The organism is Acinetobacter boissieri (assembly GCF_900096955.1).
In the GTDB taxonomy this organism is placed as follows: domain Bacteria; phylum Pseudomonadota; class Gammaproteobacteria; order Pseudomonadales; family Moraxellaceae; genus Acinetobacter; species Acinetobacter boissieri.
On sequence record NZ_FMYL01000005.1, the window covers coordinates 161,586 to 173,729 of the forward strand.

A 12,144-nucleotide genomic window follows, 5' to 3' on the forward strand; every position below is an offset into this window, starting at 1 on the left:
TTTTGAATTTAAAATTTTAATGAGCAATATTAGATGTGATTGATTGGCATATCAGCATGGATGACTATTTTATAGGAATACAAAAATGTTAGAGCTACGCCCAAGTTGTGAGTGTTGTAATATGGATTTACCACCTGAATCAAGTAAAGCATTTATTTGCAGTTTTGAGTGTACATTTTGCAAAAATTGCGCAGAATCAAAATTAAATAATACTTGCCCTAACTGTGGAGGTGAGCTAGTAAAGAGACCCCGCCGAGCCAAAGAAAAGCTAATCAATTACCCAGCATCAGAGCATAGGGTATATAAATTAAAAGGCTGCTAATACTTGTGTGGGTGTAGTGTAATAATATTTGGGTAAGTATGACTGAAGTGATTTATGGTGACAGAAATAAAAAAGACCAGCAATGTGCTGGTCTTTTTTATTCTTAGGAATGTTTACTTCATGTTTTTAGGAAGTTTGTATGCCACAAGTGCATCACTTACTCCAGTACCCATAAAGTGGTGACCGCCCGCCATAATGACAAGATATTGCTCGCCATTAATAGAGTAGGTCATAGGTGTTGCTTGACCGCCAGCAGGTAATGTATCACTCCAAAGCTCTTTACCTGTTTTAAGATCTATCGCACGGATTTTATTGTCTGTAGTTGCAGCAACAAAGATTACACCACCTGCGGTAATAATTGGGCCACCATTGTTTGGTGTACCAATGTTAATTGGTAGGTGTGTTGGCATATTAAACGGCCCATTACGCTCAGCACTACCGAGTGGTCGTTGCCATAAGACCTTTTTACTATGCAAATCAATTGCACTCATCATACCGTATGGTGGTTCGCTACATACCATCCCTGTTGGACTAAGGAATGCACTAATTTCAACCCCATAAGGCGTATCAGACATTGGGCGTCCTATACCACCAACAGGTTTATAATTTTTAGCATCCATAGATTCCAAGCCATCTTTATTGGCTTGAGCACGAGTAATCAATTGTCCGTACATAGGTACATTGTTCCAGTTGGCAATAATCACACCACGATTGGCATCGTAAGCATAACTACCCCAGTCACTACCACCATTATTACCTGGATACATAATCCAATGTTTATCTAAACTTGGAGGGGTATCTATACCTTGATAATTTGCTTTACGATATTTGATACGGCACAGCATTTGATCAATTGGTGAAATACCCCACATTTTGGTTTCATTTAAGTCAGGGAAACCAAGTCGTGGCATATCTACAGAAAATGGTTGTGTTGGCGAACGTGGATCATCTGCAACCCCACCAGTTGTGGGTACAGATTTTTCTTCAACTTTACTTAAAGGTTGGCCTGTTGCACGATTTAGAATAAAGGTTTGACCTAATTTGGTCGGCACCAACATGGCAGGTACGGGCTGACCTTTACTGTCAGGATAGTCAATTAGCGTTGGCTGTGAACCTAAATCTTGGTCCCATACATCTTTATGTACAGTTTGGAATTTCCAACGTACATTACCTGTATCTGGGTCTAAAGCAACGATAGCATCATTTACAGCTTCTTCTTCAGGGCTACGCATCGCACTGTAGTGATCTGCTGCTGCATTGCCCATTGGTACATACACAAGTCCGAGTTTTTCATCACTGACCATTGGTGCCCAAGAGTTCGGTGTACCACGGCTATATTCTTGTCCGTCTTTTGGTTCGCTATGGTCATTTGGACGCTTCATGTCCCACGCCCATTTAAATTGGCCTGTCTCTGCGTCATAACCACGAATCACACCCGATGGTGCCCAGCGGCGTTGGTTATCTCGAACTTCATGGTTTACAATAATTGTATTTTTTACAATCGTAACAGGTGATGTAACAGAGACAAAACCAGGCACTGTATAGCCTAAGCCTTTGTTTAAATTGGTTGTGCCATGATCACCAAAGTTTTCACAAGGTTTACCTGTTTCAGTGTCTAGTGCAATCAAACGCATGTCTAATGTACCTAGTACAATACGAGTATGGCAGGCTTGACTGGTCGGAATGGTTTTTGACTCATAATACGTTAAGCCACGACATGCCGCTGTATATGGGATACTACTATAGGCAACATTTGACTTAAATTTCCAAACTTCTTTACCTGTAGCAGGGTCAATACGGCTTACATTATTTGTGGCACTACAGACATATAATCCATTACCCACTTTAATTGGCGTATGTTCGGCTGCCCAAAGATCTTTTTTGCCTGCAGGGGGCAAATCACCTGTGTTATACACCCATGCACGTTGTAAATCTTTTGCGTTATCTGCGTTAATTTGTTGTAGCGGGGAATAGCGAGTTGCATTGGCATCACGTCCATAGTACTTCCAATCGGAATCTGCTTGGGTCGGATCATTCGTATTGGCATTGGTTAATGCTTGAGTTGGAATAGCTTCATCGGAGTTATATACATTATGTGGTAAAAATGCACCGACCAATGCCACTGCAAAACAGACAGCGATAATAGATGTAAGCGTGTAAGCAATCTTCTTACGAACACCTTGGCCAATATAAGGGAGTAATAAAGTAAGAAAAAAGGCTAACACCGCAAATAACGCTAAGCGAGGAACCCATCCCCAAAAGCGTGACCCTGTTTCATAGATAGTCCACGCGATGGTTGCAATAAAAAATAACCCAAAAATATGGGCGCCAATTAGTTTGTCCTTAAATAGCATTAGTCCTGAAACTATTAATGCAAGCCCTGTAGGGGCATAGTACCAAGAGCCACCACTTGTACCTAAGATTACGCCACCGACAAGTAGCGGTAATCCAATGAGTATCACAATTACAGCAAAAATTTTAGTCAGCACAACGTGTGCTCGTGTCTTTGGTATATCCATTTAACCCTCCAAAAGACATATTTATTGTATTTACATTTTTTCAAAATATGATCCATCACAGATTTGAGTTATTCATATTTTAATCATCGTAGTACTTGAAAGGTTCATCATTGAAATATAAGTATTATGTTTACAAATGATGCCTTAGCTATATTTTAATGAAGTGAAAATTTTATCTTGATGTGAAATTGTTAAGTTGTTGTCACAGTATATCGGTGTTATGTAAACTCTAGCCGTTATACTGTGATGCAGTAGTTGTTTTTAAACGAGGGTTGCTGGAAAGTCATCTGCTTTAAGTGCTTGTTGAATATGATTGGCTTCTAGTATTGATGTGACTTCAATTGTTTTATTGCTTAAATCTGCACTGACCGTTGCTTGTGGGTCTAAATCTTGAATTGTTGCTGTTACGCCACGCACGCACCCGCCACAAGTCATATTTGGAATACTAAATTTCATGGGTTACTCCGATTAGTTCTGATTTTAAAATATCATTGTAAACCTTGACCCAATGGCAAAGTCAAGCCTATTGACCTTGCCATTGGGTCAAGGTTTAATCTAAGAAAAACACAATTGTTAAAGGCCAGTCATGAATACGACAAAAACAACGCATATAGAACTTCGTATTATAGGTATGAGCTGTGCTTCATGTGTGGGACGTGTGGAAAAAGCCTTAAAAAAACAAGCAGTCAATGATGTCAGTGTGAATTTAGCGACAGAAAAAGCAGTCGTATGGGGAGAGCATTTAGACCGTCAACAATTGATTGCATGTATTCAAAAAGCAGGCTATGACGTTGAAGAGGAAGTACCACAAATACAAAATATTGTTTTAGATGTACAAGGGTTAAGTTGTGCTTCATGTGTTGGCCGAGCAGAAAAGGCATTGTTAAAAGTAGATGGCGTACAACATGCTGTAGTGAACTTAGCGACTAATCAAGCGCATATTTCTGCAAATCAATCTGTAGTAAGCCATACTTTAATAAAAGCTATTGAGCGCGCTGGTTATGGGGCAACTCTCGTTTCTAAAGATAAGCCACAAGAAAAACCAACCTTAGATAAATCACAGGTTTTATTACATCAGCTTATACAAGCGACACTCCTTACAATCCCTGTGATGTTGCTGGCCATGTTTGGACATGTCTTTATGGCTTGGCAACATTGGTTAGATACGTATCTGGGGCAGTCTTTGAATTGGTGGTTACAATGTCTTTTTGTCAGCCTTATTTTATGTTTTCCTGCTCGCCAATTTTATAAAAAAGGCATACCTGCATTATTACGTGGTGCGCCAGATATGAATGCATTGGTTGCTATAGGTACATTAGCAGCTTATCTTTATTCTTTGGTTGCAACAGCTTTACCACAGTGGTTACCAGCGCAAGCAGTACATGTGTATTTTGAAGCAGCAGCAATGATTGTCACTTTAATTTTATTGGGCCGTTATTTAGAGGCAAGAGCAAAAGGACAAACGACACAAGCTATAGCGCAATTAATTGGGCTACAGCCCAAAGTTGCGCATGTAAAAGTAGGGACAGCGATTGAAGATATTGCTATTGAGGATTTGACTTTACACATGCAGGTGATGGTGTATGCAGGAGAAAAGATTCCTGTTGATGGCACCATCGTTGCAGGGCAAAGTTTGGTTGATGAATCGATGCTTACAGGTGAGCCTTTAGCGGTTAAGAAAGATCAAGGCGAGCATGTGAGTGCAGGTACGATTAATCAAACTGGGTTATTGGAAGTACAGCCCAAAGCATTGCATCAAAATACGTTGTTGGCACAAATTATTCACCTTGTAGAACAGGCTCAAGCGAGTAAACTGCCTATACAAGCATGGGTCGATAAAATTACATTGTGGTTTGTACCTATTATTATGATTATTGCGTTATTTACTGCAATAATTTGGTGGATATTTGGTCCAAGCCCATCTATATCTTATGCACTGGTCAGTGCAGTTGCTGTATTAATTGTTGCTTGCCCTTGTGCAATGGGCTTGGCTACACCTACGTCAATTATGGTGGCAACAGGTAAAGGTGCACAAATGGGAGTGTTATTTCGCCAAGGTGCGGCTTTGCAGCAACTTAAAGAAGTCAAAGCAGTTGGGCTAGATAAAACAGGAACGCTTACGCAAGGTAGACCAACTTTAACAGATTTTATATGTACAGATAATCAGTACAAAAACCAAGTGTTGCAGTATGTTGCTTCAGTAGAGCAATATGCAAGCCACCCACTTGCTGCGGCCATAGTAGATTATGCAAAACAACAACAAATTGTACTATTGAATGCCCAAAATGTAGAAACACTGACGGGGCTAGGCATACACGCTATCGTGCAAGATCAAAACATACAAATAGGTGCTGATCGTTTGATGGCTCAGTTAAATCTAGACACTTCTGTCTTTAAAACACATGCAGATCTATTGGCTCAGCAGGCTAAATCTCCGATTTATGTGGCAATAGATGGCGTGCTTGTGGCCATGCTGGCTGTTGCTGACCCGATAAAAGAAAGCAGTGCAATGGTCGTGCAACAATTACAACGCTTAGGTCTGAAAGTAATAATGATCACAGGTGATCAGAAAAATACTGCGCAAGCCATTGCTAAAAAATTAGCGATTGATGATGTGATTGCAGGAGTGATGCCGGCAGGTAAAGTAGATGCAATAAAAGCTTTACAACAGAAATATGGCAAAGTGGCTTATATTGGTGATGGTATTAATGATGCACCCGCTTTAGCCCATGCTGATGTTGGGCTAGCCATTGGTACAGGCACAGACATTGCCATAGAGTCAGCAGATGTAGTACTCATGTCAGGCGATTTAAAAGCAGCAGTTGATGCGATTGCACTGAGTCAAGCGACAATACGTAATATTCAGCAAAACTTATTTTGGGCATTTATTTATAACATTGCCCTTATTCCTGTTGCTGCTGGGGTTTTATATCCGAGCTATCAAATATTATTGTCACCCATGGTGGCGGCTGCAGCAATGGCCCTATCATCTGTTTTTGTATTAATGAACGCACTGCGTTTGAAACGTTTTCGGTCTCATTTAAATACTTGAGGTAAGTGATGAATATTGGTCAGGTATCAAAACGAATCGGGATTTCAAGTAAAATGATTCGTTACTATGAAAGCGTAGGTTTATTGCCTCAAGTCGAACGGAGCAGTGCAGGCTATCGTATGTATCGTGAAAAACATATTGAAACGCTACAATTTATTTTGCATGCCAAAACATTACATTTTTCTACAGAACAAATGAAGTACCTCTTGCAGTTATGGCAAAACCAGACCAGACACAGTGCAGATGTTAAAGCCTTTGCACAAGCGCATATTATTAAACTCAATACACAAATACAGCAACTTGAAGGCATGGTGGCGTTATTAAAACAAGCAGTTGATGGTTGTGCTGGTAACACATCATCGGATTGCCCAATTTTAGATAAAATTGCGTTAGGTACAAGTCATACAAAGCTGTAAATTTTTATTGAATATACATGAAAAAACGGTGTGTTTGTATGAAAAGCGTTCACACCATCTGGTCAAACTATGTATATAATGCAGACACACTACAGTGGATAGAGCGAGTTATGTTTCAGCATGTTGAGCCTTATGCAGGCGACCCAATCTTAACATTAATGGAAAAATTCCAGAAAGATGAACGTGATAACAAAGTTAATTTAAGTATTGGCTTGTATTACAATGAGCAAAGCGTTGTACCACAATTTAATGCTGTAAAAACAGCAGCATTAGAAGTAGGTAAAAATGTAGATAAAGCGAAACTTTATTTGCCAATGTCTGGTGTGAAAACCTATTGTGATGCAACACAAGCTTTATTGTTAGGTAACGACAGCAAAGCACGTGCTGAAAAACGCGCTGTAACCATTCAAACATTAGGTGGTTCAGGCGCACTTAAAATTGGTGCAGATTTTCTAAAAAAATACTTTCCAAAATCTAAAGTATGGGTAAGCCAACCAACATGGGAAAATCATATTGCGATTTTCCAAGGCGCTGGTTTTGAAACTGCAGAATATCCATACTTTGATGTAGAAACCAATGGTGTTGCATTTGAAAAAATGTTGGAAACACTGAAATCTATTCCTGAAAATGACGTGGTGTTATTACACCCATGTTGTCATAACCCAACAGGCGCAGACTTAGTTCCTGAGCAATGGGATCAAGTGATTGAAGTGTTACTTCAAGGCAAATTGATTCCTTTCCTCGATATTGCATATCAAGGTTTTGCTGAAGATTTAGCAAAAGATGCATATTTGATTCGTGCATTAGACCAAGCGGGTGCACAATTTGTTTTAAGTAACTCGTTCTCTAAGATTTTCTCATTATATGGCGAACGTGTTGGTGGTTTAACTGTTGTCTCTGAAGATGCAGCAGCAGCAGACAATGTATTTGGCCAACTCAAAGCCACTGTACGCCGTGTGTATTCAAGCCCTCCAACCACTGGTGCATTATTGGTTGATGCTGTACTCAATGACGAAAGCTTACGTGCAAATTGGGAAGCTGAGCTGAAAGGTATGGCTGAGCGTATTGCAAAAATGCGTACAATTCTACGTGATGAGTTAGTAAAACGTGTACCAAACAAAGACTTCAACTACCTTGTAGAACAACGTGGTATGTTTAGTTATACAGGCTTAACAGCAGAACAAGCAGATAAATTACGTGAAGAACATGCCGTGTACTTACTGCGTAGTGGCCGTATGTGTGTTGCAGGTTTAAATGAAAAAAATGTCTACGCTGTTGCTGATGCAATTGCAAAAGTTTTAGCATGATTGTACTGAATAAAAAATGGCGACTGTTATAGTCGCCATTTTTTTTATCTTAGATTTTATTGCATCTGTTCTACAGTAAATTCACGTTGTGGTGCAGTACGTACAGGTGCATCGCCTGCTTTGTGGTAACCCGCAGTTGAGCGAGGTAATTTTTGACCACGCATAGCATCTGCAATTTTCTCACCAATCATAATCGTGGTTGCGTTTAAGTTACCTGTAATAATAATTGGCATAATTGACGCATCAACAACACGCAATCCTTCTACGCCATGTACACGGCCTTCATGGTCAACTACTGACATATCATCATACCCCATTTTGCAGCTACCACACGGGTGGTAAGCTGTTTCTGCATGATTACGTACAAACTCATCGAGCTGCTCATCTGTAACTACATCTTTACCCGGGCTGATTTCACGGCCACGGTATTCATCGAGTGCAGGTTGATGCATAATTTCACGGGTAAGGCGAATACAGTCACGGAACTCCTGCCAATCTTGCTCGGTAGACATATAGTTAAACAAAATGCTTGGATGGTCATGTGGGTTTAACGATTTAATCTGTACACGACCACGTGATGGTGAGCGCATAGAACCAACATGAGCTTGAAAGCCATGTTCTTGCACGCCGTTACTACCATTGTAATTAATTGCTACCGGTAAAAAGTGGTATTGAATATTTGGCCAATCAAACTCAGGGCGACTGCGAATAAAACCACCTGCTTCAAATTGGTTTGATGCACCAACACCTGTACCTAAAAACATCCATTCAGCACCAATTTTAGGTTGGTTTTGCCACTGAAGTGCAGGGTAGAGTGATACTGGCTTTTTAGAGCCATATTGTAAATATAACTCTAAGTGATCTTGTAGGTTTTCACCGACACCCGGTAACTCATGTACGATAGGAATAGACAATGAGTCAAGCAGTGCTTTAGAGCCAATACCTGAACGTTGTAAAATTTGTGGTGAAGCAATCGTTCCTGAGCTAATCAGGACTTCTTTACGTGCACTGACTTTAATTGGTGTAGTATTGCCACCTTGTAGGTACTGTACACCAATCGCTTTTTTACCAGAAAAGAGGACTTTGTCTGTTACAGCATGGGTCACAATGGTGAGATTTTTTCTTGGTTTAGCAAGATCTAAATAGCCACGTGCTGTACTTGAACGACGACCTTGAGGGGTCACGGTACGGTCCATTGGACCAAAGCCTTCTTGTTGATAACCATTTAAGTCATCTGTACGTGGGTAACCTGCTTGTACGCCTGCGTCAACCATGGCGTGAAATAACACATTATTGCCTTTTTTAGGCGTTGCGACGCAAACAGGGCCTTCGCCACCGTGGTAGTCATTTGCACCAATGTCACGCGTTTCTGCTTTGCGATAATATGGTAAGCAATCTGCATAAGACCATTGCTCTAAACCTTTAAGCTGTGACCAACCATCTAAGTCCATGGCATTACCACGAATGTAGCACATACCATTAATGAGGGATGATCCACCAAGGCCTTTACCACGGCCACATTCCATACGGCGGTTGTTCATATTTGGTTCTGGGTCAGTTTCGTAAGCCCAGTTATAGCGACGACCTTGTAATGGAAATGCCAACGCGGCAGGCATTTGGGTGCGGAAGTCCGCACGGTAATCTGGGCCACCTGCTTCAAGGAGTAGTACAGTTACATTTTCGTCTTCAGTGAGGCGGGTTGCAAGTACATTACCAGCAGAGCCTCCACCGACAACAATATAGTCAAATTCTTGATTTGCCATGATAAAATTATCCTTATTTAATTGGGGGTATCTGTTTAATTTATTTTAGCTTTTGCTAAATATAGATTGATACTCACCCATTTCAACTTGAATTGATTTAATACGCGTGTAGTGGTGTAACGACACCAAGCCATTTTCACGGCCAACACCAGATTGTTTGTAACCACCGACAGGCATTTCAGCAGGTGATTCTCCCCAAGTATTAATCCAACAAATACCTGCTTCAAGTTGGTGAGCAATTTGGTGTGCTCGGTTAATGTTTTCAGTCACTACGCCAGATGCAAGGCCTAAAGGAGTATTGTTGGCGCGTTCAAGGGCTTCAGCCTCAGTGTCATAACTTAAAATACTCATGACTGGGCCAAAAATTTCGTCTGTCACAATAGACATATCATCTTTACAGTCTGTAAAAATGGTCGGCTCAATATACGCACCTTTTGCCAGTGCTGGATCTGTTGCACGCTGGCCACCACATAACAGTGTTGCACCTTGTGCTTTACCTTGTTCAATATAAGACAGTACTTTGTCTAAATGTGGAAAGCTTGAAAGTGGTCCCATGTTGGTATCTGCATGCATTGGATCACCGACTTTTACATAAGCAATACGTTCGAGTAATGCTTTTTCAAAGTCAGCTTTAATCGATTTCGGTACAAATACACGAGTACCATTAGTGCAGACTTGGCCTGTACTAAAGAAATTTGCCATCATTGCAATATCTGCAGCACGTTCAATGTGTGCATCTTCACAAATAATTAGAGGTGATTTGCCACCAAGTTCCATGGTGACTTCTTTGAGTGATGAGCTTGCGGCTGTCGCCATCACTTTTTTACCTGTAGCAACTGAACCTGTAAAAGATATTTTTTCGATGATTGGGTGAGATGCAATCATTGCGCCTACATCACCTAGACCTTGTACCACGTTAAATACACCGTGTGGTACGCCAGCTTCAGTATAAATTTCTGCTAATTTATAAGCAGTCAGCGGTGTAAACTCACTTGGTTTAAAAATCATGGCATTACCGGCAGCAAGTGCAGGTGCAGATTTCCATAGTGCAATTTGAATAGGGTAGTTCCATGCACCAATACCTGCAACAACACCCAATGGCTCACGGCGAGTATAGAAAAAACTTGTATCGCGTAGGGGTTGCTGTTCGCCTTGTATCGCTGTTGCTAGACCTGCGTAGTATTCTAAAACATCTGCACCAGTTACAACATCTACAGTCGATGTTTCAGAAAATGCTTTACCAGAGTCTTTGGTTTCTAAGGCTGCCAAATCATCGTTACGCTCACGCAGTATATCTACTGCTTTACGTAGAATACGGGCACGCTCTACTGCTGTTTTTGCAGCCCAAACTTTTTGACCTTGTTGTGCACTTTCTACTGCTTTATCTAAATCTTGTTGAGATGCACTTTGTATTTGAGCAATTACTTCGCCATTGGCAGGGTTGATACTTTCAAAGCTTTGACCACTGCTGGCTTCAACATATTGACCGTTAATGTAGAGGGAATACACTGGAATGTTAGACATGGTTTAATTCTCCGTCAGTTTCTGATCTATTGATATGCATGTTTAAATATTGGTAGGCAATATACTTGGCTTGTGTAACGTCAAATTTTTCTTGATGACTCATAAGACTAGCACGTAACCATAAACCATCAATCAGTGCTGCAAGGCCTTGAGTAATGGCATCGACTTGTGTTGGTGTAACAAGTTTTTCTAAATGGTACTTTAAGTTTGAGTATGAACGATGACTGTTAATGCGCTGTAAACGTTGTAACTCAGGCATGTGCATACTTGCAGTCCAAAATTCTAACCAAAGTCGCATGGCTGTTGCACTGGTTTGACTGGTATCGAAGTTAGAGTCAATAATTGCATGAATTTGTGAAGTTGCATCAGCTGCATGCTTCATTTTATATTGCATGGTTTTTCGTTGTAACTCAGCCAACATTTCACGCATACATGCAGTAATTAAGCCTTGTTTGTCGCCAAAATAATGACTCACAATACCTGTAGATAGACCTGCTTGTTTAGCAATTTTAGCCAAGGTCGTATTGGTGAGTCCAAGGCTAGAAATCACTTCAAAAGCAGCTTGAATGATTTGCTCACGCCGAACATGTTCGGGTTGTATGCGACTATTTTTGGCTTCGTTTATACTCATATCATACATAAGAATAGATGCGATTGACACACAGTGTAACACCCATTGATTGATCGTTCAATCAATGGGTGTTTAAAGTGGATTTATTGACTATCAAAATATCTTGAAAAAATAATTGTGATTATTTGTACAGTCACTAAAAATAATTAGATATTTATATTATTTATTTAAAATTTTGTTTTATTTGAATTTATTTATTTTTATATGGTTTTTATATGCAGATTAATATTGATATTTTGGCGTATATATTTGTACATTTTTTTTTCAGCACTTATACTCGGCGCACTTGTGCATGATCATTTTGCATGATGCATTACAAGTTTAGCCATTTTCCCAAGATTTTATTTTGTCTATTTTTGTTTGTTTTTTGCGCTTTTAAGTGATTTTACTGTACTTTTATAGTGAGTGAGCTTTGAGCAGTTATACATGCTGTTTTCTTTTGATTTCAGTATAGAAATAGCATGATATAAAAGCTTTTAAAACAGTCATTTCTTGATAAATACCAATGGTTCAATCTGCTTTATGTTGAATCTTTTATATGGCTATTTTTCATATTTTTACGGCAAAAATCGCAGATACATCACAATTTTTGCCATAAGAATACTTCCTA

General features: G+C 40.0%; 9 protein-coding genes. 4 read left to right on the plus strand and 5 right to left on the minus strand.

Annotated features, from left to right (window positions below; translation table 11 throughout):
• Nucleotides 1-85: 85 nt before the first annotated feature.
• A complete protein-coding gene (locus BLS38_RS06740; RefSeq protein ID WP_092747940.1) occupies nt 86-322 on the plus strand; it encodes a DUF1272 domain-containing protein in 237 nt (78 codons plus the stop codon).
• Between the two features lie 113 nt (nt 323-435).
• Here BLS38_RS06740 and BLS38_RS06745 read toward each other — a convergent pair whose 3' ends face one another.
• Both BLS38_RS06745 and BLS38_RS06750 read right to left on the minus strand, forming a co-directional pair.
• Nucleotides 436-2,841 (minus strand): membrane-bound PQQ-dependent dehydrogenase, glucose/quinate/shikimate family, encoded by a 2,406-nt coding sequence (locus BLS38_RS06745; protein ID WP_092747942.1) that lies wholly within the window; start codon nt 2,839-2,841, stop codon nt 436-438.
• 261 nt (nt 2,842-3,102) lie between these two features.
• On the minus strand, nt 3,103-3,297 hold the full coding sequence (locus tag BLS38_RS06750; protein ID WP_092747944.1) for a heavy-metal-associated domain-containing protein: 195 nt from the start codon (nt 3,295-3,297) through the stop codon (nt 3,103-3,105).
• A gap of 130 nt (nt 3,298-3,427) precedes the next feature.
• Here BLS38_RS06750 and BLS38_RS06755 point away from each other — a divergent pair, with 130 nt between their 5' ends.
• The 3 genes from BLS38_RS06755 (at nt 3,428) to BLS38_RS06765 (ending at nt 7,616) form a co-directional block, all read left to right on the plus strand.
• Nucleotides 3,428-5,893 (plus strand): heavy metal translocating P-type ATPase, encoded by a 2,466-nt coding sequence (locus BLS38_RS06755; RefSeq protein WP_092747946.1) that lies wholly within the window; start codon nt 3,428-3,430, stop codon nt 5,891-5,893.
• Between the two features lie 8 nt (nt 5,894-5,901).
• Nucleotides 5,902-6,309: a Cu(I)-responsive transcriptional regulator gene (gene cueR, locus BLS38_RS06760; RefSeq protein WP_092747948.1), complete on the plus strand. Its 408-nt coding sequence runs from the start codon at nt 5,902-5,904 to the stop codon at nt 6,307-6,309.
• 110 nt (nt 6,310-6,419) lie between these two features.
• Complete coding sequence (locus BLS38_RS06765) at nt 6,420-7,616, plus strand: amino acid aminotransferase (RefSeq protein ID WP_092748040.1); 1,197 nt, start codon at nt 6,420-6,422, stop codon at nt 7,614-7,616.
• A 56-nt stretch (nt 7,617-7,672) separates the two neighbouring features.
• Here BLS38_RS06765 and betA read toward each other — a convergent pair whose 3' ends face one another.
• Genes betA through betI form a run of 3 tightly spaced genes read right to left on the minus strand, consistent with a single transcriptional unit; the run spans nt 7,673 to nt 11,534 of the window.
• Nucleotides 7,673-9,379 carry a choline dehydrogenase gene (betA, locus tag BLS38_RS06770; RefSeq protein WP_092747950.1) on the minus strand — a complete coding sequence of 569 codons (1,707 nt, stop codon included), beginning with the start codon at nt 9,377-9,379 and terminating at the stop codon, nt 7,673-7,675.
• 45 nt (nt 9,380-9,424) lie between these two features.
• Nucleotides 9,425-10,903, minus strand: a complete 1,479-nt coding sequence (gene betB, locus BLS38_RS06775) for a betaine-aldehyde dehydrogenase (protein WP_092747952.1) — start codon at nt 10,901-10,903, stop codon at nt 9,425-9,427.
• The gene (gene betI, locus BLS38_RS06780) at nt 10,896-11,534 is read right to left on the minus strand and encodes a transcriptional regulator BetI (RefSeq protein ID WP_092748042.1); all 639 of its coding nucleotides are present in this window, start codon (nt 11,532-11,534) and stop codon (nt 10,896-10,898) included. Before betI ends, betB begins: the two co-directional genes overlap by 8 nt.
• Nucleotides 11,535-12,144 lie beyond the last annotated feature (610 nt).